The sequence below is a fragment of the Massilia sp. PAMC28688 genome, from assembly GCF_019443445.1.
Taxonomy (GTDB): domain Bacteria; phylum Pseudomonadota; class Gammaproteobacteria; order Burkholderiales; family Burkholderiaceae_D; genus Telluria_A.
In genome coordinates this window covers 4,482,376-4,506,457 of the sequence record NZ_CP080378.1, presented here as the reverse complement: position 1 = coordinate 4,506,457, position 24,082 = coordinate 4,482,376, and the positions used below count along the sequence as shown (strand labels likewise).

Genomic DNA, 24,082 nt, shown 5'->3' with positions numbered 1-24,082 from the left:
GCATCAAGGTTGTCGAGAACCTGCGCTTTGCCCGCGTCAGCGTGGTGAAGGGCTAAAAAGGCCGCGCTGCCGGGCCCGCGGACGCGGACCGCCTCCCGCGCGGCCTGTCAATACCCGCTTCCATGTTTCATCCTCACTGATGAGCTAATCGGGTAACATCCACGTTTTCCTTTTACTCCCGACACCCATGGCAGCTCCCAGCCCGGCCGCGAATACCTCCACGGCTCTCATTACCTCCGACCCAGTGATACTGGGAATCCTGATCGTCATCCTGGCTTTGGTATTGAGCAGTGAACGCTCTGCCCACCCTTTCTGGCGCCGCTTCTATTCCATCGTTCCGGCCCTGCTGCTGTGCTATTTCATCCCGGGCCTGCTCAACACGTTCGGCGTCATCGATGGTGCGGCCTCGGGCCTGTATCCGATGGCGCGCGACTACCTGCTGCCGATGGCGCTGGTGCTGCTGACGCTGGCGTGCGACCTGGGCGCCATCATGCGCCTCGGACCGAAGGCCATCATCCTGTTCCTGACCGGTACCGTGGGCGTGGTCCTGGGCGCGCCGTTGGCCCTGGCCATCGTGGGCTACTTCGATCCGGCCGTCCTGAATCCGGACGGCCCGAACGCCATCTGGCGCGGCATGACCACCACGGCCGGCTCCTGGATTGGCGGTGGCGCCAACCAGGCGGCGATGAAGGAAGTGTATGCCGTGGGCCCGGACGTCTTCGGCAAGTTTGTCGCCGTTGACGTCATCTGCGCCAACATCTGGATGGCCTTCCTGCTGTTTCTGGCCGCGCGCAGTGCGCGCATTGACGCCTGGCGCGGCGCCGACACCACCGCGCTGGACGAGCTGCGCGTCCGGGTAGAAAAGGTCCAGCTCGACAGCGCCCGCATTGCCAGTTCCTACGATATGCAGATGATCCTCGCCTACGGCCTGGGCGCGACTGCCCTGGCGCACTGGCTGACCGGCTTCATCGTGCCCTTCATTAAGGAAAATGCGCCCTACCTGGAGCGCTACAGCCTGACGGCCAACTTCTTCTGGGTCACCGTGCTGGCCACCACCTTTGGCCTGATCCTTTCATTTACCCGTGCCAAGAAGCTCGAAGGTGCGGGCGCCTCCAAGGTGGGCTCGGTGGCCATCTACATTCTGGTGGCGACCATCGGCATGCAGATGAACCTGGCCGCCATTTTCTCCGACCCGGAATTGTTTGCACTGGGCCTCATCTGGATCAGTTTCCACGGCGCGCTGATGCTGGGCGTGGCCTGGCTGATCAAGGCGCCCGTGTTCTACATGGCCGTGGGCAGCCAGGCCAACGTGGGCGGCGCCGCCAGCGCACCGGTGGTGGCCAGCGCCTTCCACCCCGCGCTGGCGCCGGTGGGCGTGCTGCTCGCGGTGCTGGGCTATGCCCTGGGCACTTACGGCGGCTGGATCGCCGGCCAGCTGCTGCGCCTCTTGACGGGTGGCTAAGACAGGTGCCAGGCCGGTGCCACCGTGAAAATGGGACCGGCCTGGCAACTTGCCTGCTGTTGCGTTATAATTACGCCGGGTGCGAATACAATTGTGTTTAGCAGGGATAGCGTCGGTCGGGCCGCCACGCGGTAGTCTGACGCCCCTATGCATCTGCCCTGCAAGGCCGCGCTGGTATCGCTCCAGCACGGCGAATTCCATCCGCGCCACCTGATCGGCGGCAAAGCCTGTTCCCTGCAGGAGATTCGCGCCGCCGGCTTGCCCGTGCCGCCTGCATGGGTGCTCACCACCGATTTCTTCCAGCCCTGGTTCGACGCCGTCGCCCGGGGCGCACAGCCCCCTTCCCAGCCATCTGAACTGCCGCTCGACGCCCGCCAGCGCCTGGCACTGGACGACCTTTTCGCGCAACTGGCAGCTGCCGGCCCCGCCCAGCGCTACGCGGTGCGCTCGTCGGCGCCCGAAGAAGACGGCATGGGCGCGTCCTTTGCCGGCGTCTATCACACCGAGCTTGGCATTTGCGCCGACGCGCTGGAGCCGGCCATACGGCGCTGTTTTGCCGCCAGCCTGGATCCCCGTGTGGCCGCCTACCGGGAGGCGCATGCGATGGCGCCCGGGGGCCTGGCCCTGATCGTGCAGCTCCAGCTCGACAGCGAGGTGGCCGGTGTCGGCTTTTCCATCGACCCGCACAGCAATGACTTCGACACGGCCGCCATGGCGGCCAACTGGGGCCTGGGGGAGTCGGTGGTCGCCGGCATGGCTTCGCCCGACCACTATACGGTCGACAAGACCAGCGGCGCGGTGCTCACGCGCGAGCGCGGCGCCAAGCAGCTCTATGTAACGCTGGCCGAAGGCGGCGGCACCGCCACCGCTGCGCCGTCGCGGCCCGACGCATACTGTCTCGATGACGGCCGGTTACGCCAGCTGTGCAGCGCCATCTGCACCATGGAAGCGCACCTCGGCCATCCGGTGGACGTGGAGTGGGCGTTTTTTGATGGCAGCCTGTACCTGCTCCAGGCGCGTCCCGTCACGGCCTGGGTGCCGCTCCCGGAGGCCATGCAAAGCGCGCCCGGTGCCCGCCGCACCCTGTACATGGATATCGCCCTGTCCAAGGGCATGACCACCAACGACCCCATTTCGCCGATCGCCCTCGACTGGCTGGCAGGCGACATGCGCATGCTGGCCCAAGGCGCCGGCGCTGCGGGGCTGGACACGGCTTCGCCTGCGGGTCTGATCTACCTCGGCGGCGGACGCATGTACATGAACCTGTCGAACCTGCTGTGGTTTGTCAGCCCCGCGCAGCTTGCCAGGAGCAATGCCCCAACCGACCAGCGCATGGCCGATACCCTGGCCGGCATCGATGCGGCCGGCTATCGCGCGTCAGAGCGGCCGCGCTGGATCTGGCCGGCCCTGCGCGTGCTGCCCGCCGTCCTGTGGCAGCTGCGCCGCCCGGTGTGGCGCGCCTTGCGGTCGGTGCTCGCGCCCGTGTCCACGCACCGGCTGTACCAGCGCCAGAGCGCTGCCTTCGAGCGCCGCTACCGGGCTGGCTTTGACAATACGCTGCCTTTGGCAGCATTTCGCCAGCGCTACGGCGCGCCCGCCTTTGCCCATATCATCGACGTCGACATGCCCGCCCTGGGCGTGGGCGTGCTGGCACAGGCCCTGGTGCAGCGCCTGGTGCGCAAGGGCGATGCTGAACAACAGGCCCTGGCAGAGCAGCTTGGACGGGGCATCGGCGGCAACCTGGTGGTCGACATGGGCGTACGCATCTATCAGATAAGCAAGCTGCTCGAGGCCGGCGCGTTCGATGACATGGCCGCGCTGTGCGACCGGCTCGTGCAGCGGCAGCTGCCGCCGCCCTTCCTCGCGGCCTGGGATGACTTCATGGCGCGCTATGGCTGCCGTGGCCCGGGCGAGATGGACCTGGCCAATGCGCACTATGCTGACGACCCCATGATCGTGCTGCGCCAGATGGCGGCTACCGCGGGCAGTGGCGCCGCATTCGACCCGGCGGCCGTGCAGGCCGAACTGGCCGGCCAGCGGCAGCGCGCTTACGTGGAGCTGTCCCGGCGCTTTGGCTGGTGGCGGCGTGCGCTGCTCAGGCGTGCCTGCACGCTGGTCGATTGCTTTGGCGGCACGCGCGACACGCCCAAGCAGCACATGCTGATGTACCAGCACGCCGTGCGCGCCCGCCTGCTGGCCGAAGGCAGCGCCCTGGCCGCCGCGGGCCGGCTGGACCGGGCCGACCAGATCATGAACCTGACCCTTGCCGACATCGGCGCGGCGGCAGGCGACCCGGCCTGCGATTTGCGCAGAATCGGTGCCCAGCGCACCGCCTTTGGTGCCCGCCTGCGGCGCCACGTGCGCACCTTTCCCGCCGTGATCGATTCGCGCGGCCGCATCCTGCGCCCGCCACCGCGTCCCGGACGGCCCGGCGAGCAGCGCGCGATGGCCGTGTCGCCGGGCGTGGCCAGGGGCCCGGTCAAGGTGCTGCGCAGCGCCCACGACAAGACCGTGGAACGGGGCGACATCCTGGTGGCCTACACCACCGATCCGGGCTGGACGCCGCTGTTCATCAATGCCGCCGGCATCGTGCTGGAAGTCGGGGGCCTCCTGCAGCACGGAGCCGTGGTGGCACGTGAATTTGGCAAGCCCTGCGTGGCCGGCGTGGCCGATGTGCTGTCGCGCTTTACCGATGGCCAGCTGGTGGAAGTGGACGGCACCTCCGGCGTGGTCCGCATCCTCACCCAAGCCGCCCACTGCCAGACCCATGAATTTTTAAACTGACGCCTACCTCATGACTGATATAAACCTGATAGCCGCAATCCTGTTCGGACTTGCACTGATTCATACCTTCGCCACCAAGACGTTTGAAAAGCTGGCTGACCGCTACCCTGCCCACGCCGGCCTGTTTCATTTCTTTGGCGAAGTGGAAGTCGTCTTTGGCCTGTGGGCCCTCGTGCTCATCGTGGCCATGGCAATGGTGTCCGGCGGCGCCGAGGCCATCCGCTACGCCGAAACCCGGACCTATACAGAACCGCTGTTCGTGTTTGTGATCATGGTCGTTGCCGCCTCCAAGCCCGTGCTGGAATCGATCCGCGGCTGCATCGCCATGCTGGCGCGCGTGATTCCCGGGCGGACCGCCCTGGTGCGGGTATGGCTGTGCCTGGCCCTGGTGCCCCTGATTGGCTCCTTCATTACCGAGCCGGCAGCCATGACGCTGGCCGCGCTCATGCTCGGCCCCCAGATCTTCCGCCAGGACCAGGGGATGCCGGAGTGGCTCAAGTATGGCGCCCTCGGCGTGCTGTTCGTCAATGTCTCCATTGGCGGCACCCTGACTTCCTTTGCCGCTCCCCCGGTCCTGATGGTGGCCGCCACCTGGAACTGGGACAGCGCCTTCATGGCCGCCAACTTTGGCTGGAAAGCGGCAATCGCCGTGCTCATCAATGCCACCGTCGTCTGCGCAGTCATGAACCGCTACATCCGTAACGACACTGCCGGGGCGCCCGTCACCAAGGCCATTCCCTGGTGGGTCAGCCTGATCCACATGGCCTTTCTCGCTTCGGTGGTGGGCTTTGCGCACCATCCCGTCATTTTCATGGGTCTTTTCATGTTCTTCCTCGGCTTTACCAAGGCCTACGAGGAATACCAGAATCCGCTGATCCTCAAGGAAGGCTTGCTGGTGGGTTTCTTCCTGGCCGGCCTGGTGGTACTGGGCGGCATGCAGCAGTGGTGGCTGCAGCCCATCGTCTCGGGCCTGGAGCCGACCGCCCTGTTCTTTGGCGCCACCGCCCTGACCGCCATTACCGACAATGCCGCCCTCACCTACCTCGGTTCCCTGATTGCCGGGATGAGCGACCAGGCCAAGTACATGCTGGTGGCCGGTGCCGTGGCCGGCGGCGGCCTGACCGTGATCGCCAACGCGCCCAATCCGGCCGGCGTGGCCCTGCTGCGCGATGGTTTCGCTGACGAGTCCATTGGCCTGGGCGGCTTGCTGCTCGGTGCCCTGGCACCGACCGCCGTGGCCATGGCCGCGCTGTTTTTCCTGTAAGGGCTGCCGCCTTTTTCACGTTTCAAGTTTTCAGCAGAGCCTTCATGGGCTTTTTTGGGTTTCGTCCTTCACCGGACGAAACCTTTTTTTTTCGTCGCCGACAACTGAAGAGCGTCCAATTGCTGACAAAACAGGCATTCTGTACGACAATACTGCCCCTGCCGGCCATGACGGCCCCTACCGGAGAATCGCCCTTGCAACACCCCGTCAACGCCGCCGCCCTCAAGACAGATTTTTTCAGTGGCCTTACCGTCGCCCTGGCCCTGGTGCCGGAAGCGATTGCCTTTGCGCTGATCGCCCACGTCAGTCCCCTGACAGGTCTGTACGCTGCCTTCTTTATCTGCCTGATCACCGCCGTGTTTGGCGGCCGGCCAGGCATGATCTCCGGCGCCACGGGCGCCCTGGCCGTGGTCATGGTCAGCCTTGTTGTGCAGCATGGCCCCGAATACCTGTTCGCCAGCGTTATCCTGATGGGCCTGCTCCAGCTCCTGTTCGGCGCCCTCAGGCTGGGCAAGTTCATCCGCATGGTGCCCTTTCCCGTCATGCTGGGCTTTGTCAACGGGCTGGCAATCGTCATCTTCATTGCCCAATTTGGCCACTTCAAGACGGACGGGCAATGGATGACGGGCCAGCAATGGACGGTCATGGGCGCCTTGATTGCCCTGACCATGGCCATCATCTACCTGCTGCCCCGGCTCACCACCGCCATTCCCTCCGCCCTGGCGGCCATCCTGATCGTGGCCGCGCTGGTCTGGCTGACCGGCATCGATACCAAAACCGTGGGCGACATGGGCTCCATCGCGGGCGGCTGGCCGGTGTTCCACGTGCCGGCTGTGCCCTTCACGCTGGAAACCCTGTACATTATCTTGCCCTATTCGCTGGTGCTGGCGGCCATTGGCCTGATCGAATCATTGCTCACGCTCAATCTGGTCGATGAAATCACCGGCACCCGGGGCCAGCCCAACAGGGAATCGCTGGCGCAGGGCGCGGCCAACGTGGTCGCCGGCTTCTTTGCCACCATGGGTGGCTGCGCCATGATCGGCCAGAGCATGATCAACATTAACAACGGCGCGCGCCTGCGCCTGTCGGGCATTGTCGCGGCACTGTTTTTACTGGGTTTTATTCTTTTCCTGTCGCGCTGGATCGAGATGATTCCCGTGGCAGCGCTCATTGGCCTGATGTTCGTGGTCAGCCAGAAAACCTTCGCCTGGAGCAGCGTACAAGCCCTGCGCCGCATTCCACGCCAGGACGCCATCATCGTCATTGGCGTCACCGTCATTACCGTACTGACCGACCTGGCAGTGGCGGTGCTGTGCGGGGTCGTGTTTGCCGCGCTGGTGTTTGCATGGCAGCACGCGCGCCAGATGACGGTGCGCACCCGCACTGACGACAAGGGGTGGAAAATTTACGAGCTCGAAGGCAGCCTGTTCTTTGCCTCGGCCGCCAACTTTGCCGACCTGTTCACGCCGGCCGACGACCCCCAGCATGTCGTGGTGGAATTCGGGAAAGCCAAGGTGGTTGACCATTCGGGCATCGAAGCCATCGACGCCCTGGCCACCCGTTACCAGCAGGCCAACAAGATCCTGCACTTGCGGCACCTCAGTCCAGACTGCCTGGAACTGCTCGGCAAGGCAAAAGCGATGATGGAATCGAACGAATTCGAAGATCCCCATTATCACATCGCCGACGACCGCCTCGGATAGCATGCGCGGCCAACAGGCGCTGTTGCACATGCCATCTACTGCTTGCTTGTCCCCTGGCTGCGTTCCCAGTCGATGAAAGAGGCCAGGTCAGAGGCGCATGCCTTGATGGTCCAGGCCAGGATGGTGGCGTCATCGATCAGGCCCAGGCCAATGATGAAATCGGGGATCAGGTCGATGGGGCTGACGAAATACACAATGGCCGCGACAATGGTCAGCAAGGCTTGCGGCGACACCTGACGGTAGCTGCCATTGACGTAGGCGCGGATCAGCCGGAAAAACGCCAGGGTCGAGGTCCAGACATTGCGCAGGCCGCTCTTTTTGCCGTGGGCCTTGACGCTGGCAGTGTCGATCAGCCCCGTGAGTTTGTCCCTGCTGCGGATGTAATCTGCCGCGCGGGTGCGCGATTTGCCATAGAAGCGGCTGCCAAGCAGGAACCGCGGCGGCCGGCTGTCCGTGCCATTGCTGCCATTTTTATCAAGATTCACCATGATCGAGCGCCAGTCGTGTCCGAAGACTGATAGTAGCGCGATCGCTGCCAGCGTGTCGTCTTGTCATTCAATCGTGTTGCCGCGCGCGCCGGTTCCGGGCACCGCATTCGGGCAACTGCGCCCTGCCGCATGGCAGGCCAGGTTGTCCATGGTGGTGCGGGCAATTTCGCGCATGGCTTCGATGGTGAAAAAGCCCTGGTGCCCGGTGACCAGTACGTTGGGAAAGGTCAGCAGGCGCTGGAACACATCGTCGTTGATGATATCGGCCGAGTGGTCGTGAAAAAACAGCTCGCTCTCCTGCTCGTAGACATCAATGGCCAGCGCGCCGAGCTGGCGCGCTTTGAGAGCGTCGATGATGGCGCAGGTGTCGATCAGGGCGCCGCGCGAGGTATTGACCAGCATGGCCCCGGGCTTCATGGCGGCCAGCGCCGCGCGGTCGATCATGTGATAGGTCTGCTCCAGCAGGGGGCAGTGCAGCGACACGATGTCGGAGGCGGCGAGCAGCTCCGGCAAGGGCACTGCCTGGCCGACAGCGGCGAACTCGGCCGGCACCGAGGGATCGGTCCCTAAGATGGTGCAGCCGAAACCGGCGAAGATGCGGACCGCCGCCATGCCGATCTTGCCCAGCCCGACAATGCCGACCGTCTTGCCGTGCAGGTTGCTGCCCAACAATCCATCGAGCGCAAAATTGCCTTCCCGCACCCGGGCATAGGCACGGTGCGTATGGCGGTTCAATGTCAGCACCAGGGCCAGTGCATGCTCGGCCACCGCTTCGGGCGAATAGGCAGGCACCCGGGCCACGAACAGGCCCAGGCGCGCCGCTGCCGCCACATCAAGCTGGTTGAACCCGGCGCAGCGCAGCAGGACGGCGCGCACACCCAATTCCCGTAGCTGGCCGAGCACCTCGGCCCCAAGCTGGTCATTAACAAACACACACACTGCATCGCAATCCTTGGCCAGCATGACCGATTGCAGGGACAGCGCTTCCACATGGAATTGAAGCGCCACGCCGCCTGCCAGCGGTTGCTGTCGATTCGCTTCCTCAAGGAAACGTTTGTCGTACGCTTGCGCGCTGAAAACTGCCATCTTCATGGAGACCTCCCGGTATTCGCAGTGTCCATGATAGCCGCACATGGCCGCTGTCAAGCGTTCAGGTAAACACAAAGCCCCCTGTTCTGAAACCATTCGTTACGTGTGATACAGCGCCGGGATGTCGCGCGGCGCGAATTGGCGGTACATTCAATATCTCACCTGGAAGGAGATCACCATGCCCCGTCTCACACTTCTGTTGTTGCGCGCAGCCATCCTTGCCTCCCCGCTGGCGGCCCAGGCCCAGCAGTGGACCGACGACGGCGGCGACCGCTACGAGCGTGCGCCGCGGATTTACTGGGATGGCCACTGCCAGGTCACGCAGCGCATCAGCAGTGAAGGCGAACTGATCGAGCGGCGCCGCTGCCGTGGCGATGGCGCCGCCCACGCGCGTGCGGCACGGGCTGACGATGATGAGCGCTACGCGCCCCGCTATGGAGATGCCGACCGGCCGCGCCGCCGCGCCCCGCGCTATGCCGGGCATGGCGAACTACCTGACTATCCCGCCGATGGGCACCGTGGAAGGCGCTTCGATGAGGTGGCGCCCGAACCGGCGTATGACGAGCGCCCCGTGGTGGCCGCGCCGCGCGTGTTCGCCAGGCCCGTCCCCGCACCGCTGCCGGCGCGCATCATCGCGCAAGACGTGCCCGTGGCCGATCTTCCGGCCGTGGCGCGCCCTGCCCGGGCACCGCTGAAGGCCGCAACGCCTGCCCGCGCGCTCGCCGGGGAGCCATTACCGCCAAAACAGGTTCGTGTGGTGGCGCAGCCTGAACCCAAGGTCATTGCCCGGGTTAAAGCGGCGCCGCAAGTGCCCGCGCCCAAGCTTGCCGCACTAGCCGTGGCGAAGCCGGCAGCGCCCAAGGCTGCCGCGCCGGCAAAGGTCACGACCAAGCCGTCAGCCCTGAAGCTTGCGTCAAAGAACCGGGTCGCCGTGGCTGCGGCGGCCAAGGCTTCTGCGCGCCGCAGGATCGCGTCACCTGGCACGTTCAAGGTTGCAGCCGACGCCAGAACTGCGCCTTCTGCCGCGCCCAAGGCGCTGGCCAGCGTCAAGGCTGTCCCGCGGCACGAGCTGGCGGCGCGCCTCCGGCCGGTGCCGATGGGACCCAAGGCGGGTGCTGCACAGCCCCCGCGCGTGATTGCGCGGATTGAGCCGGCGCGGCGCGCGGCGGACAAACCGGGCGCAAGCAACGCTGCCAAGGTGCGCCCTTTGCCAGAGGCATCGTCGCCTGTGCTGGCCAAGGCAAGGGCCAAGCCCGCGGCGAGCGCCGCCAGGCCGGTGGCGCCGCCGCGCCTGGCAGTGGCCCCGGCAAAGCCCGCAGTGGCCACCAAACCGGCTGCCCCGCCGGCTGCCCCGCCTGCTGCGGCGCGCATTGCCGCGGTGCCCGCGGTGACGGAGCGCGTCAGCAAGCCGGCGCCTGCCCCGGTTGTGAAAACTTCCGGCAGCAGCAAGAAGTCGGAGTGGCTGGTGCTGCTGCCGCCGGATGCGCCCGCCGAGAAGGCTGAAGCGCCACCGGCGGCGAAGGCTGTCGTGGATCTGGACAAGTCCGAGCCCATTGTCCAGTCGCGCGTGTTTGCCAAGGGTGAAAGCTACTTGCGCAGCACTGCCTACCGCGAGTACGTCATGCGCAAGAGTAGCGATCCTTACAGCAACCTGAAGTAGCGCAAAGCCCGGACGGTCGCGCCAGCCAGCGGCCCGGTTGGCCTCTTGCAGGCAGCATGGATGCAGCACGCAGGCTTGTACGCTGATACAATTCGTGCCTATGGGAATGTATCAATCGACAAGACGCCTGGCTGCATGGATCGCCTGTATCGCGATGCTGTTCGCCACGCTCGCGCCATCGGCCGCCCGCGCCGTGGCCGCTTCCCCGTCCGGCACCTGGGCCGAAATCTGCAGCGCCGCCGGGATCATGGTGGTGCAGATTGCCGATGATCCGGCCGGCGGATCAGGAGGCGTCACCGTCAAGGGTGCCCATGGCAACGAGTGTGTCTTCTGCACCCATGGCCTGGACGCGACAGGTGCCGAGCAGTACCGGTTGACTGGCGGTGCGGCGGGCGGCATCACGCGCCCCACGCTCTTCTATCAATCTCCCAGCCCGCTTGCAGTGTGGGCTTGCAGGCAGTCGCGCGCGCCTCCGTTCTGAACACGTAACGTATTTCGCCGCCGCGTGGATGGATGCGGGCGGCATTCCTGCCACGCCCACTAGGGGTGCTGGCCTGTTTCGTTATAGTCATTCAGGACAATTTCATGAAGTACCTATCCCCCCGGCTGCCGGTGACCCTGGCGGCCGCCTGCTCGCTATCCGCTGCTGCGCAGGGCGCAGCGCCACCCGTCGCCGATGTCAGCGCTGATGCCAGCGCAGTTGCCAACGCTGTTGCCAATGCTGTGGCCAACACCGTTACCATCAACGGCCGGCGTCCCAGTTCGCTGCCGCTCCACTTGCCGGCCACGATCGAAGGCATCGATGCCCGCCGCATCGAACAGGCCATCAACGCCACCGACAGCGAGGATGCACTCAAGTATCTGCCCAGCCTGCTGGTGCGCAAGCGCTTCATCGGCGACTTCAACCATGCAGTGCTGTCCACCCGCGCCTCCGGCACCGGCAACAGCGCGCGCTCGCTGGTGTACGCAGATGGCATCTTGCTGTCCAACCTGCTCGGCAATGGCGCCGCATTCGCCCCGCGCTGGGCGCTGGTGGCGCCTGAAGAAATTGAACGGGTCGATGTCCTGTACGGCCCCTTTTCCGCTGCCTACCCTGGCAATTCAGCCGGCGCCGTGGTCGACTATGTCACACGCATGCCGCGCCAGCTGCGCCTGCACGCCAAATATGGCTATGCGCGTCATCGCTACCAGGCGGGCGACACTGCCGCCAGCGCCATTGGGCGCCAGGCCAGCCTGGCCGGCGGCAATCGGCATGGCCGTTTTGCCTGGTGGCTGGCGCTCAACCGCCTCGACAGTGTGAGCCAGCCGCAGGTGTTTGCCACGCGCCTGGCCGCCGATGGCCAGAGCGTCACCTCCGCCGGCGTACCCGTCAGCGGCGCCGTGCCCGGCGCAAATGCCAAAGGCCAGCCGTGGTGGGTAATCGGCAACGCCACCCGCTACCATACCGTGCAGGAGCATGCGAAGCTCAAGCTGGCCTATGAGCTGAGTCCAACCCTGCATGCCCATTACACCCTGGGCTGGTGGCAAAATGCCACCACGGGCGACGCAGCGAGCTACCTGCGCGATGCGGCGGGCAGCGCGGTCTTTTCCGGCCATGCGGTCATCGAGGGGCGCCAGTTCAGCCTGGACCGCCCTGCGCCGGCGTTTGTGCCCAGCGTGCAGGCGCAAGACCAGCTTATGCAAGGCCTGTCGTTCAAATCCAGCACGCGCGGGGTGTTCGACTGGGAACTGGCGCTGAGCACCTTTGACTACCGCAAGGATCGGCTGCGCGTGCCTACCGCCGCACTACCTCTGGCCACGGGCGGCGGCGCCGGGCGCATCACCGACATGGACGGGACCGGCTGGCGCAATGCGCACCTGCGCGCGATCTGGCGCCCGGCTGGACAGCGGCGCGGGGCCGGGAGCCATGTGGTGGAGTTTGGCATGCAAACCGATGACTATCGCCTGCGCACTGTGGTTGGCAGCGGTGCAGACTGGATCCGCGGGGCGCCCGCCGCGCGCTTTTCCGCCTTCAATGGCGACACGGCGCTGCATAGCGTTTATGTGCAGGATACCTGGACCATCAGCGATGCATGGAAAGCCATGGCAGGCCTGCGCCACGAGCGCTGGCGCGCCTTTGATGGCGAACTTGGCAATGCAGAGCAGGTGCTGCCCTTCGACGTGGACAGGAGCGAGCGCCACTGGTCGCCCAAGCTGGCACTGTTCAGGCAGCTGAGCCCGGCGTGGGTGCTCAAGGCCTCCGCCGGGCGCAGCGTGCGCATGCCGACCGTTGCCGAATTGTTCCAGGGCGGTATCGTGGGCGACCAGATCGTCAACAGCAATCCACTGTTGCGGCCGGAACGTTCATGGACGGGCGAACTGAGTGCCGAACGCGCTGCCCACGACGGCACACTGCGCGCCACCGTGTTCGCCGAGTCCACCGCCGACGCACTGTATTCCCAGCCGCTGCCCCAGGCGCCGGCCGTATCGGCGGTGCAGAACGTGGATGCCATCCGCACCCGCGGTGCCGAGCTGGCATGGCAGTCACAGGACCTGGGTATTGCAGGCCTGGAGCTGGCCGCGCACATGACCTTCACCCACTCGCTCATCACGGCCAACCGTGCCAATCCCGCCAGCGTGGGCAAGTGGCAGCCGCGCGTGCCACGCTGGCGCGCCGCTCTGGTAGCGTCTTACCAGCCGCAGGAACGGCTCAGCTATACGCTGGGCGCCCGCTACAGCGGCAGGCAGTTTGGCCAGCTGGACAACAGCGACACCCATGCCGATACCTACATGGGGTTTAGCACCTTTCTGGTGCTCGATGCCCGCATGCGTTACCGGTTCAATGCCAACTGGAGCGCGGCCCTGGGCGTGGACAACCTCAACAACGAGCGCTATTGGGCATTCCATCCCTACCCGCGGCGCACGCTGGTGGCCGAACTCAAGTTCGACCTGTAGCACAGCCGGGCGGGCTGCGGCCAGCGCTAGAACAGCAGCCCGACCGAATGCAGCAGCAGGCCCACCAGGCCGCCCACGATGGTGCCATTGATGCGGATGTACTGCAGGTCGCGGCCGACGTGCAGCTCGAACTTGCGGGAAAGGGTCTCGGCGTCCCAGCTGCGGATCACGCGCCGCACCAGGTCGACGATCACTTCGCGCTTGGCCACGATGGTTTCGGCGGCAAAGGTGCGCAGCCAGTCATTGAGCTTGAGCTGCACCGTCTCGTTGCGGCCGAGCGCGCTGCTGAACGACTGCAGGGCCTGCTCGACATGGGCGGCAATTTTGGAGTCGGGCGCGCTGGTGTCGGCCAGCAGGCGCGCACGCACATCGTCCCACACCTGGCCCACATAATTGCGAAACAGGGGATGGCCCAGGCTGCTGTCGAGCAGCGCGCGCAGCTTCGCTTCGTACTCGGGCGAGGTGGCCAGGTTGGCGATCAGTTCTTCCGTGGCCAGCTGAAAGCGTTCGCGCCATTCGCTGTCATCGCCCTTGATGTCGTCCAGGGTACTGTGGACGCCCGCCATGAGGCGCTCGTAAAACTTTTCATCGATCGCCTTGGGCAGCCAGCGCGGACTGTGATCGTGGACCTTCTGGCGAATGTAGGGCCGGTGCTGTTCCAGCGCGCCGGCAATCAGTTCCAGCAGTTTTTCAAGCAGCGCATGGTGCTGGCGTCCCGCCACCAGTACTGACAGCAGGCGCGAGAGCAAAGGGGCCAGGCGCACATCCTTGAGCGAACCTGCCAGAGCGTCGCGCAGGAAGGCGGCCGCATCCTTGTCCTCGACCATGCGCAGCAGGGCCGGGATGGCGCTCGTGATCTGGGCCGCCACTGCGCGTGCATTGTCCGGCTGGTCCAGCCAGCGCGCGGCCGAGCCGGCAAAGTCGACCCGGGCCAATTCGCCATGGATCACCTCGTAACTCATGAAATTGTGTTCGAGGAAGTTGCCCAGATTGTCGCCAATGCGTTCCTTATTGCTGGGAATAATGGCGGTATGGGGAATACGCAGCCCCAGCGGATGGCGGAACAGGGCCGTGACGGCAAACCAGTCGGCAATAGCGCCCACCATGGCCGCCTCGGCAAAGGCGCCCACGAACGCCATGAAGGGATAGCGTTCGCGCAGCAGGCGCGCGCACACGAACACCACGGCCATGAGCACCAGCAGCCCGGTGGCAATGGCGCGCATGCGTGAGAGCCGGGCCAGCTGCTCGGCTTCCTGGCGCGACGGTGCGAGTGGCTTCAGCGCCCTGCTCCTTACAGATTGATCCTGGCGTGCTCGCCTTCATCGGGCGTGGTGCCGGTCAGTACAGCCTTGGCCATCTTGAACAACTGCACCATGCTGCTGGCGTTGGAGTCCCAGTATTCGGCCGTATCGGACACGACCTTGATGAGCACAACGTGAGGGTCGTCGGGACCATGCGGATACCATGCCTGCACCGCGGAATTCCACATGGCCTTGATTTTGTCGCGCTCCACCACGCGCTCGGCCCGCCCGCTGATGGACACATAGACATGGTCGGCGGGCTCGGAAAAACTCAGGTTGACCTCGGGATGGGCGACGATGTTTTCCCACAGGTCAGTTTCGGTGGAGGTGTAAAACCACAGATTGCCTTGTGCATCCGTTTCCTGATTGGTCATCGGCCGGCTGATGAGGTGGCCGTGCTCGTCAATGGTCGTGAACATGGCGAAACGAATGGATTTGATCTTCGATTTGAGTTCGGCAACCTGACTGGAATGGTCGTAGGCAGACATGGATTTCCTTCTTGTGAGCGTTTGCGAAGGCTTTCATGCTAGAGCCAAGTCCGCATTTTCTCTGTGCGCAGGCGAACTTACGGAAAAGCAATTGTGCATTGCAAAAGTGGCCAGCTTAAATCATAATGCGAGTCATTCTCATTTTCATTCTAGCCAAACATCCATGTCCAGCCATTCATCTTTCACCCGCCTGACCCCGATTGCCGCCGCCGTACATGTCTTTGCCGCCACTGTCTTTGCCGCCGCCGGCAGCGCTGCCATGGCGCAGAGCACCACCGCAACGCTCAAGGAAGTGACCGTCATTGGCGCCAGCGAGGCCCAATATGATGTCAAGACCAGCTCGACCGCAACCAAGACCGACACGCTGCTGCGCGACACGCCACAGGCAATTACCGTCGTCACCAAGGAATTGATGCGCGACGTCAGCATGCAAAACCTGAGCGACGTGGTGCGCTACGTGCCGGGCGTGCAAATTGCCCAGGGCGAAGGCAACCGCGATACCGCCGTGTTCCGCGGCAACAGCTCGACCAGCGACTTCTTTATCGACGGCATCCGTGACGATGTCCAGTACTTCCGCGACTTCTACAATATCGACAGCGTGGAAGCCGTCAAGGGTGCCAATGCCATGATCTTTGGCCGCGGCGGCTCGGGGGGCGTCATCAACCGCGTCACCAAGCAGCCAGGCTGGACCCCGGTACGCCAGGCCTCCTTCACCCTGGGCGAATTCAACCTGCGCCGCGCCACCGTGGATGTGGGCCAGGCAGTGAGCAGCCATGCCGCCTTCCGCGTCAATGCCATGACCGAACGCTCGGACAGCTACCGCGATGGCGTGTTCGTCAAGCGCGAAGGCATCAACCCGACCTTGGCAGTGCGCCTTGGCCAGCACACGAACGCCGTGCTCGGCTACGAATACTTCCATGACGAGCGCGTGGCCGACCGGGGCATCACCTCGCAGGGCAATCGTCCGTACAACACCGATGACTCGACCTTTTTCGGCAACCAGGCGCTGAGCCCGACCGAAGCGCGGGCGCACGCCTTTAGCGCCGTGCTCGATCACGATTTCGGCAATGGTTTTACCCTGCGCAACCGCACCCGCGTAGCGGACTATGACAAGTTTTACCAGAACATCTATCCGTCCAGCGCCGCCCGTCCGGATGGTTATGTGGACCTGGGCGCCTACAGCAATGATACCCAGCGCAAGAACATCTTCAACCAGACTGACCTGTTTTTCAATTTCAACACGGGCAGCATCCAGCACAAGATCGTCACCGGACTCGAACTGGGCCGCCAGGAGACCGAGAACCTGCGCCAGAACGGCGTGTTCCCGGTCGTGCCGGGCACCATCCCGGCCAACCGCGTGCGCCTGGCCGATCCGGTGTATCGCGGCGCCATCACATTCACGCCATCGACGACCAATGAAGGCACGGCCGATGTGCTGTCGGTCTATATCCAGGACCAGATTGAACTGACAGAGCAGTGGCAAATCGTGGCCGGCCTGCGTGCCGACCGTTTCACGGTGGACTTCACCAACCGCGCCACCAACGAGCGCTTTGAAGTGAAGGATACGCCGCTGTCGCCGCGCCTGGGCCTGGTGTACAAGCCGTTCGAGGCACTGTCGCTGTACGGCAGCTACAGTGAAACCTTCGTGCCGCGCGCCGGCGAACAGCTCGCCTCGCTCAATGCCAACGTGGCCAGCTTTGAACCGGAACAGTTCACCAACATGGAAATCGGCGCCAAGTGGGATGTGCGTCCCGACCTGTCGCTGACGGCCGCCATCTACCAGCTCGATCGCAGCAACGTGGTGCTGAGCGCATTCCCGCCCCCGCTTGAAAGCACCCTGATCGAGGGCGACGCCCAGACCAGCAAGGGCGTGGAACTTGGCGTGGCCGGCAAAATCACCCCGGCCTGGAGCGTGTTCGGCGGCTACGCCTACCAGAGCGCCCAGCTGAGCAAGGTTGGCAACAGCGCGGTACTCAATGGCGCCGACCTGCCCCACGTGCCCAAGCACATGGCGTCGCTGTGGAACCGCTACGATCTGGACGCCAACTGGGGCGCCGGCCTGGGCCTGAGCTACCGCGGCGCTGTCAACGCGGGCATTACCGGGCCGGTCGTGCTGCCTGGTTACACCCGTGTAGACACTGCGCTGTTCTACAAGTTCAACAACCAGTACCAGCTGCAGGCCAATATCGAGAACCTGCTCAACAAGCGCTACTACGCTTCGGCCCACAGCAACAACAACATCACCCCTGGCTCGCCGCGCGCGCTGCGAGTGACCCTCAACGCCAAGTTCTAAGCGTCCAGGCGCCTGGCATCAACGATCGGCGTGCACCAGCTGACGGCGTCCTGCGGGACGCCGTTTTGCTTTGCGGCGCCGCCTGGGCGCGCCGAGCAGCTTCCAGCGAAAAGGTTCAACGGCGCACATTGAGGCCAATCATTGGCCGCTAGCGGCACGCGCTGATACTGATGCGGCGGGTGGTGCCGATCACGCATTCCCGCACGATAATCGGAGGCAATGTGACGATCAGCGGCGATGTGACGATCAGCGGCAATGACAATGGCAGTGCGGTGCCCGAGGCGCACCAGCGTGCCCAGTTCCTGCACAGCCTGACCGAATTCACCCAGCAGCACCGTGCCGGGCACTGGTCGGGCACGTTTGCGCAATTCATGCAGCAAGTGCTGCCGCGCGCCCCGCATCTGGTGGCGCGCACCTCGCACCAGTATCTGTGGGACATGATCCGCGCCACCTGCATGCAGACTGACGATGGCCGCCTGCGCTGCCGGCTGTTTGAAGACGAGCTGTTCGGCATTGACGACGCGCTGGAACGCGTCATCGACTATTTCAAGGCCGCCGCGGCCGGCTCGGAGGTGGGGCGCCGGCTGCTGTTGCTGCTCGGCCCGCCTTCGGGCGGCAAGTCAACCATGGTCATCCTGCTCAAGCGTGCGCTGGAGGAATACAGCTATACGGACCAGGGCGCCATGTACGGCATTGCCGGCTGTCCCGTGCGCGAGTCGCCCCTGCACCTGGTGCCGCACACCATGCGCGCCAGCTGCCGCAATACGTATGGCATCGATATCACGGGTGAGCTCTGCCCGCACTGCCGCGCCCGTCTGGAAGACCAGTATGCGGGCGACTTCATGCAAATGCCGGTGGAGCGCTTTTTCATCTCCGAGTCCGGGCGCTGCGGCATTGGCACTTATGCGCCGCACGACCCGACCACCGCCGACCTGGCCGACCTGGTCGGTTCGGTCGACCTGTCCAAGGTCGCGCAGTACGGCGACGAGGGCGATCCGCGCGCGTGGTCGTGGTCGGGTGCGGTGTACGCGGCCAGCCGTGGCGTGCTTGAAATGATCGAAATTCTCAAGGTCAAACGGGAATTTCTCTACCTGCTGCTCACGCTGACCCAGGAACGGAACGTCAAGGTGTCGCGCTTTCCCCTGATCTATCTTGATGAAACCATTCTCGCGCATACCAATCTGGCCGAATTCCGCCGTTTTCTGCAGGAGAGCGAAAACGAAGCCCTGCTCGACCGCATGGTCATCATCCAGGTGCCTTACACCCTCAGCTACAAGGAAGAAGCGCGCATCTACAACAAGCTCATCTCGTCGGCGGCGCCGGCGTTTCGGGACGTTCATCTCGACCCGCACGCCCTGCATGCAGCCGCCGTGTTTGCCATTCTCAGCCGCATTCATGAGGGCGACGACAAGGATGTGGAGCTGGTCAAGAAAATCCGCATCCATGCGGACGAAGAGGTCGACGGCGTCAACCGGGCCGATGTACGCCGCATCAAGGAAAAGGACAAGGCGCCGGACGAAGGGCTGGCCGGCGTGTCGCCACGGTTTGTCATCAATGCCCTGTCCAATGCCATCATCCAGTCCAATCGCCAGAGCCTGTCCACCATGGATGTGCTGCTGGCCTTAAAGGATGGCATCGACAGCGACGCCAGGATCGATCCCAAGAAGAAGCGGCGCTGGGTCGACTATCTCGTGCTTACCCGCAAGGACTTCTACAACCGCTGGGTCAAGGAAGACGTGCACAAGGCGCTGTTCGTGTCGTTTGAACAGGAAGCGCAGGACTTGCTCAACAAATATCTGGACGAAGTCGAAGCCATGCTCGACAACCGGCTCATCAAGGACCCCATCACGAGCGAAGAACGGCGGCCCGACGAGCGCTTCTTGCGCGCAGTGGAAGAAAAAATCCATATATCGGAATCGGGCAAGCAATCGTTTCGCCAGGAGGTGGTGCGCAAGGCCATGGGGGCCTACAAGCGGGGTATCAAGTTTGGCCTGGACAGCCATCTGCAGCTCAACGACGCCGTGCAGCAATACCTGTTCGAGCAGCGGCGCGACGTGCTGCGCCTGGTCAGCTCTTCCAAGCGCCCGGACGACGACATTCGCACCAAGATCTCGGCCGTCGAGAAACGGCTGGTGGACGAATACGGCTATGACAGCCACAGTGCGCGCGAGGCGCTCAATTACGTGACGACGCTGCTGGCGCAGGAATAGCTGGCGGCAACTTGCAGGGCCGGGCAGTGGGGTACATCGGCAGGCGGGCAGACAACAGCGGGGGCGATGTGGCGGCAACAATCAGCACCGGATGGTATGAGCTGTTCTCGCGCGGGGCGCAGGACTGGCTGCGCCATCACGACAAGGTGCGCGAGGCTGTCCAGGGGCATTTGCCAGACCTTATCGCCGGCCCCGACCTCATCACCGGTTCCCAGGAGCGCCGCGTGCAGGTGCCCGTGCGCATGCTCGAGCATGCCCGCTTCAAGCTGGCCGAAGGACGCACCCAGAGCGGCGCCGGACAGGGGGAAGGCGCACCGGGCGACCTGCTCCAGGCGGGCCAGCCGGAGGCGACCGCCGGCCAGGGGCCGGAGGACAGTGCCGGCCACGACACCGGCGAAGTACGGCTGCTGCTGGAGTTTTCCATTGACGAAGTCATTGACTGGGCCTGGGAAACGTTCAAGCTGCCCGACCTGCAGCCGCGCCCGGGCGCACGCATTGACGAAGCCCAACTCGTGCGTACCGGCTGGGACAAGCGCGGGGCCCGCTCCCGTCTTGACCGGCGCCGCACCATCAAGGAAGCCATCAAACGCCGCGCCGTGCAGCCGGGTGCGGCACCATTTACCAATGAGGATCTGCGCTTTCGCCAGCTGGCGACACGGATAATACCGAGCACGGGCGCGACCGTGCTGTTCGTCATCGACGTATCGGCCAGCATGACCGAGCAGGAACGCAAGCTGGCCAAGTCCTTCTTTTTCTTTGCCCTGCATGGCATTCGGCGTCAGTACCGCCAGGTGGCCACGCGCTTCATTGCGCATACCACGCACGCGTGGGAGTTCAGCGAACAAGAATTTTTCCAGGTGTCGGGCATGGGTGGCACCATTGCCTCCAGCGCCTTTCGCCTGGTACGCGAGCTCGTGCACCGGGAACTCGATCCGGCCCGCGACAATATCTACATGTTTTACGCTTCCGATGGCGAAAATTTCACCGAAGACCGCGCCGCTGCCACCCAGTTGCTTGGCGAACTGGCCGGAGTACTCAACCATATTGGCTACATCGAAACGCTGCCAGGCTCGCCGCGGGCACTGGAAACGGAAATGCGCAGGCTGTGCAACGACATGGAACGGCGCGGCCTGCCCGTCAGCAGCAGCCTGCTGTCCTCGCCCGACGACGTCTGGCGCGCCCTGCGCCAGTTCTTCAGCAAGGAACACGACGCCAACACGGCCGAGGGGCGGCCATGAGCGAAGTCCAGGCCAGGCTGGCCGCCTACACGGCGCAGTTCGAAGAGCTGGCGCTGCGACTGGGCATGGATTTTTATCCGGTCAGCTTCGACCTGGTCCCTGCCAGCTTCATGGTGGAGATTGCCGTGTACGGCCTGCCGGTGCGCATGCGCCACTGGTCCTTCGGTGTGCGCTACATTCACCAGCTGGTGCGCCAGCACATGGGCCATTCGCACATTTTCGAGGTCATGTTCCCGGGCGATCCCTGCCACGCCTTCATGCAGGAGCACAATTCGCTGGCAGAAAATACGCTGGTCACGGCCCATGTCCTTGGCCATGCGGACTTTGCCAAGAACAATCAGCTGTTCACACGCTTTATCGCCATGGCGGGCGGCCACATCCTGGAACAAAGCGCAGCGCGCGCCCTGCGTTTGGAACACGCCCTGCAAGCCCACGGCCAGGCGCGGGTGGAGGCAGTCCTGGACGCGGCACTGGCACTGGAAACGCATATCGACCCCAACTTGCCCCTGGACCGCCCGCGGTATGCCACCCCGACCGCACCAAGTGCCGCGCCGGCCAGCGATCCGTTCCAGGACCGTTTCGCGCGCCTGCCGGGGGAAGCCGCGCCGCCAGCAGGCGCTGCCCTGCCCCAGCGCGCCGCCCTTCCCCCCCGGCCCGAGCTGGACCTGCTGTGGTTTATTGCCCAGTACGCGCCCGAGCTGGAGGATTGGGAGCGCGACATCTTCCTTGCAGTGCGCGAAGAAGCGTTCTACTTCCATCCGGTGTTCTCGTGCCAGATCATGAATGAAGGCTGGGCATCCTACTGGCATGCCCGCCTGCTGCGCGAAGCCACCTTCCTGCCGCATGATCTCTACCTCGACGCCATCAAATCGCACTCGGACGTGGTGCGGCCTTTTGGCAGCGGCCAGGCCTTGTCGCTGTCGGTCAATCCCTATCACCTCGGGTTTTCCATGTGGGAGCACATCATCGACAAATTCGGCATGGCGCGGGCGCGCCAGGTGTGCAGGGAAGAAGATGACTTTGGCTTTATACGCAATTACCTGGACCAGGAACTGGCCGACAAGCTCGACCTGTTCGTGTACGAGGCGCGCAGGGACGGCGAAACCAGAATCGTCAACCGTGATATCCACGCCATTCGTGAAGCAATCCTGGCACCCCGCTTCAATTATGGGGCGCCGGCCATCAGTGTTACCCGGCTCGGCGTGGACGGCTCGCTCGAACTCCAGCACGACTATCTGCACGACGGACGCGGCCTGGCATTGGAACAGGCCGAACAGGTCATGGAATATGTCGCCCGGGTGTGGCGCCGTCCGGTGTCCCTGCATACGGTGGACTTTCGGGGCGTCGTACGTGTGCTGCCGTCGCGCAAGCCGCCAGTGTGAAACAGCAGGTGTGAATCGCCAGGACCGATGAGTCAGTCCGGCTTGGCGTTCCGGATCAAGAACCAAGTTGCCACCACCGGCAACCTCACGCCAAGCTCGGTGACCAGCAGATCGGCATTCGTGATGTAGGCAGGTCAGCGGGGCCGGTGCACGCGGCTTGCAGCCGTGCGTGACGACAGCGGGGGCGCAGGCTCGCACACGCCTGAGGCAGCGCCGCCCCTGCATACTGGCAGCGCCCGACGCTGCGCGGCCGGTATTTGCGCCATGCCTGGCCCGCGCCTGCACCGCACCTGCACCGCACCTGCACCGTACCTGCACGTGGCTGCACCGTGCCTGGGCCGCCCGCGCCATGTCGGCTCCATGCCGGCTCTATGCCTGCGCCCTGCCTGAACCTTGCCTGATCCTTGCCGAACCTTTCCTGATCCTAGCCGAACCTTTCCTGATCCTTGCCGAACCTTTCCTGATCCTTGCCGAACCTTACCTGAGCCGCGCCTGTGCCGCACCTGTGCCGCGCCTGTGCCGCGCCTGCGCCGAGACGCGCCGAGACGCGCCGAGCCAGCGCCGAGCCAGCGCCAATATCGCACCTGAGATTGCGCCTAGGATGGCGCCGTCAGACGGGACACATACCAGTCCAGCGAAGCGCGCAAACCCTCTTCCAGCCTGTGTGTGGGCGTGTAGCCAAGCAGCCGCGCAGCCTTGGAGATGTCCGCCTGGGAATGGCGAACGTCGCCGACGCGAAATTCCGAGTATTGCGGCCTGTACTGCCGGAGATGGGGAAACCGTTCGGCCAGCATCTCATGCATGAGCGTATACAGTTCGTTCAAGCTCGTGCGCGCATTGACCGCCACGTTGTAGACCTGATTGACGGCGGCGGCGCCGCTCGTCAGGCTGGCGAGCAGGTTGGCCTGCACCACATTGTCGATAAAGCAGAAATCGCGGCTGCTGTCGCCGTCGCCATGGATACGCAGCGGCTCGTTGTTGATCATCGCACTGAACCATTGGGGGATCACTGCGGCGTAAGGCCCGTCGGGATCCTGGCGCGGACCGAACACATTGAAGTAGCGCAGTCCTATAGCCTGCGTCTGGTAGCAGCGGGCGAACATCTCGGCATAGACCTCGTTGACATGCTTGGTCAGGGCGTAGGGTGACAAGGGTTTGCCGATATGTTCTTCCACCTTGGGCAAGTCCGGATGGTCGCCGTAAGTGGCGCTGGAAGCGGCGTACACGAGCCGGCTGACCCCGGCGTCGCGCGCGGCCACCAGCACGTTCAAGAAACCGATCATATTGATATCGCTGGTCAGGATGGGGTCTTCGATGGAACGCCCGACCGACCCCAGCGCCGCCTGGTGCAGGACCAGTTCCACCCCTTCGCATACCTGCTTGCAGGTGGCCAGGCAGCGGATGTCGCCTTCCACAAAACGAAACCGATCCCATGCCTGCGCCGGCAGCCGGGCTTGCACGTCGTCCAGGTTGTGCCGGTATCCGGTCATGAAGTTATCGAGTCCGGTGACATGCTGGCCGTGGCGCAGCAAGGTCTCCAGCAGATTGGAGCCGACGAAGCCGGCCACCCCGGTAATGAGCCAGCGCCGAGGCCGCTCCCCGATCTCGTCAAGCAGGTGCCGGTAAGCATCCGGCAGCGAATTTACGGCCATCAGCGCCCCTTCGCCATGCACCGCCGGCACGCTCTGGCTGGACAATTTTGCGTCATCGCTACCTCCAGGTTGCCGCAAGCTACGGCTTGATGAAATTTTACGGACCGGCATGCGCTGGCATTTGATATCGAGCA

The 24,082-nt window shown here is 64.3% G+C and carries 16 protein-coding genes; 11 read left to right on the top strand and 5 right to left on the bottom strand.

The genetic code is table 11. The features are described 5' to 3' along the window. The first annotated feature begins 187 nt into the window (after positions 1-187). The 4 genes from KY495_RS20070 to KY495_RS20055 all read left to right on the top strand — a co-directional run bounded on the left by KY495_RS20070 (position 188) and on the right by KY495_RS20055 (position 7,213). Positions 188-1,462: a DUF819 domain-containing protein gene (locus KY495_RS20070; RefSeq protein WP_219881086.1), complete on the top strand. Its 1,275-nt coding sequence runs from the start codon at positions 188-190 to the stop codon at positions 1,460-1,462. 147 nt (positions 1,463-1,609) lie between these two features. Further along, positions 1,610-4,246: a PEP/pyruvate-binding domain-containing protein gene (locus KY495_RS20065; protein WP_219881085.1), complete on the top strand. Its 2,637-nt coding sequence runs from the start codon at positions 1,610-1,612 to the stop codon at positions 4,244-4,246. A 10-nt stretch (positions 4,247-4,256) separates the two neighbouring features. After that, a complete protein-coding gene (locus KY495_RS20060) occupies positions 4,257-5,510 on the top strand; it encodes a putative Na+/H+ antiporter (RefSeq protein WP_219881084.1) in 1,254 nt (417 codons plus the stop codon). A 167-nt stretch (positions 5,511-5,677) separates the two neighbouring features. Then, positions 5,678-7,213 carry a SulP family inorganic anion transporter gene (locus KY495_RS20055; RefSeq protein WP_219881083.1) on the top strand — a complete coding sequence of 512 codons (1,536 nt, stop codon included), beginning with the start codon at positions 5,678-5,680 and terminating at the stop codon, positions 7,211-7,213. 35 nt (positions 7,214-7,248) lie between these two features. Here the strand turns inward: KY495_RS20055 and KY495_RS20050 are convergent, their stop codons facing one another. Together KY495_RS20050 and KY495_RS20045 are read right to left on the bottom strand one after the other, a co-directional pair. Further along, complete coding sequence (locus KY495_RS20050) at positions 7,249-7,701, bottom strand: YkvA family protein (RefSeq protein WP_219881082.1); 453 nt, start codon at positions 7,699-7,701, stop codon at positions 7,249-7,251. Positions 7,702-7,764: 63 nt separating this feature from the next. Next, the gene (locus tag KY495_RS20045; protein WP_219881081.1) at positions 7,765-8,793 is read right to left on the bottom strand and encodes a 2-hydroxyacid dehydrogenase; all 1,029 of its coding nucleotides are present in this window, start codon (positions 8,791-8,793) and stop codon (positions 7,765-7,767) included. A 175-nt stretch (positions 8,794-8,968) separates the two neighbouring features. On the opposite strand from KY495_RS20045, the gene KY495_RS20040 reads away from it, so the two are divergent. The 3 genes from KY495_RS20040 to KY495_RS20030 all read left to right on the top strand — a co-directional run bounded on the left by KY495_RS20040 (position 8,969) and on the right by KY495_RS20030 (position 13,384). After that, on the top strand, positions 8,969-10,450 hold the full coding sequence (locus KY495_RS20040; RefSeq protein ID WP_219881080.1) for a hypothetical protein: 1,482 nt from the start codon (positions 8,969-8,971) through the stop codon (positions 10,448-10,450). 100 nt (positions 10,451-10,550) lie between these two features. After that, positions 10,551-10,931, top strand: a complete 381-nt coding sequence (locus KY495_RS20035) for a DUF2946 domain-containing protein (protein ID WP_229518648.1) — start codon at positions 10,551-10,553, stop codon at positions 10,929-10,931. A gap of 104 nt (positions 10,932-11,035) precedes the next feature. Continuing rightward, positions 11,036-13,384, top strand: a complete 2,349-nt coding sequence (locus KY495_RS20030; RefSeq protein ID WP_219881079.1) for a TonB-dependent receptor — start codon at positions 11,036-11,038, stop codon at positions 13,382-13,384. A 26-nt stretch (positions 13,385-13,410) separates the two neighbouring features. Here the strand turns inward: KY495_RS20030 and KY495_RS20025 are convergent, their stop codons facing one another. Then, positions 13,411-14,607: a DUF445 domain-containing protein gene (locus KY495_RS20025; protein WP_219881078.1), complete on the bottom strand. Its 1,197-nt coding sequence runs from the start codon at positions 14,605-14,607 to the stop codon at positions 13,411-13,413. Between the two features lie 68 nt (positions 14,608-14,675). Beyond that, entirely contained in the window at positions 14,676-15,173 is a 498-nt protein-coding gene (locus KY495_RS20020) for a pyridoxamine 5'-phosphate oxidase family protein (RefSeq protein ID WP_219881077.1), read from the bottom strand. Between the two features lie 163 nt (positions 15,174-15,336). Between KY495_RS20020 and KY495_RS20015 the strand changes: the two genes are divergently transcribed. From KY495_RS20015 to KY495_RS20000, 4 genes are all read left to right on the top strand, one after another. Then, the gene (locus tag KY495_RS20015; RefSeq protein WP_219881076.1) at positions 15,337-17,466 is read left to right on the top strand and encodes a TonB-dependent siderophore receptor; all 2,130 of its coding nucleotides are present in this window, start codon (positions 15,337-15,339) and stop codon (positions 17,464-17,466) included. 221 nt (positions 17,467-17,687) lie between these two features. Then, positions 17,688-19,676: a serine protein kinase gene (locus KY495_RS20010; protein WP_229518386.1), complete on the top strand. Its 1,989-nt coding sequence runs from the start codon at positions 17,688-17,690 to the stop codon at positions 19,674-19,676. 68 nt (positions 19,677-19,744) lie between these two features. Further along, positions 19,745-20,914 (top strand): DUF444 family protein, encoded by a 1,170-nt coding sequence (locus KY495_RS20005; RefSeq protein WP_229518385.1) that lies wholly within the window; start codon positions 19,745-19,747, stop codon positions 20,912-20,914. After that, positions 20,911-22,296, top strand: coding sequence for a SpoVR family protein (locus KY495_RS20000; protein WP_219881074.1), 1,386 nt, complete (start codon positions 20,911-20,913; stop codon positions 22,294-22,296). The genes KY495_RS20005 and KY495_RS20000 overlap by 4 nt, the downstream gene beginning before the upstream one ends. A gap of 596 nt (positions 22,297-22,892) precedes the next feature. Here the strand turns inward: KY495_RS20000 and KY495_RS19995 are convergent. After that, positions 22,893-23,948 (bottom strand): SDR family oxidoreductase, encoded by a 1,056-nt coding sequence (locus KY495_RS19995; RefSeq protein ID WP_219884346.1) that lies wholly within the window; start codon positions 23,946-23,948, stop codon positions 22,893-22,895. Positions 23,949-24,082 lie beyond the last annotated feature (134 nt).

Bases quoted from the DNA above. Each gene is read 5' to 3' on its own strand.
- KY495_RS20070 (WP_219881086.1), top strand. From the start codon at position 188: ATGGCAGCTCCCAGCCCGGCCGCGAATACCTCCACGGCTCTCATTACC.
- KY495_RS20065 (WP_219881085.1), top strand. From the start codon at position 1,610: ATGCATCTGCCCTGCAAGGCCGCGCTGGTATCGCTCCAGCACGGCGAA.
- KY495_RS20060 (WP_219881084.1), top strand. From the start codon at position 4,257: ATGACTGATATAAACCTGATAGCCGCAATCCTGTTCGGACTTGCACTG.
- KY495_RS20055 (WP_219881083.1), top strand. From the start codon at position 5,678: ATGACGGCCCCTACCGGAGAATCGCCCTTGCAACACCCCGTCAACGCC.
- KY495_RS20050 (WP_219881082.1), bottom strand. From the start codon at position 7,701: ATGGTGAATCTTGATAAAAATGGCAGCAATGGCACGGACAGCCGGCCG.
- KY495_RS20045 (WP_219881081.1), bottom strand. From the start codon at position 8,793: ATGAAGATGGCAGTTTTCAGCGCGCAAGCGTACGACAAACGTTTCCTT.
- KY495_RS20040 (WP_219881080.1), top strand. From the start codon at position 8,969: ATGCCCCGTCTCACACTTCTGTTGTTGCGCGCAGCCATCCTTGCCTCC.
- KY495_RS20035 (WP_229518648.1), top strand. From the start codon at position 10,551: ATGGGAATGTATCAATCGACAAGACGCCTGGCTGCATGGATCGCCTGT.
- KY495_RS20030 (WP_219881079.1), top strand. From the start codon at position 11,036: ATGAAGTACCTATCCCCCCGGCTGCCGGTGACCCTGGCGGCCGCCTGC.
- KY495_RS20025 (WP_219881078.1), bottom strand. From the start codon at position 14,607: ATGCGCGCCATTGCCACCGGGCTGCTGGTGCTCATGGCCGTGGTGTTC.
- KY495_RS20020 (WP_219881077.1), bottom strand. From the start codon at position 15,173: ATGTCTGCCTACGACCATTCCAGTCAGGTTGCCGAACTCAAATCGAAG.
- KY495_RS20015 (WP_219881076.1), top strand. From the start codon at position 15,337: ATGTCCAGCCATTCATCTTTCACCCGCCTGACCCCGATTGCCGCCGCC.
- KY495_RS20000 (WP_219881074.1), top strand. From the start codon at position 20,911: ATGAGCGAAGTCCAGGCCAGGCTGGCCGCCTACACGGCGCAGTTCGAA.
- KY495_RS19995 (WP_219884346.1), bottom strand. From the start codon at position 23,948: ATGGCCGTAAATTCGCTGCCGGATGCTTACCGGCACCTGCTTGACGAG.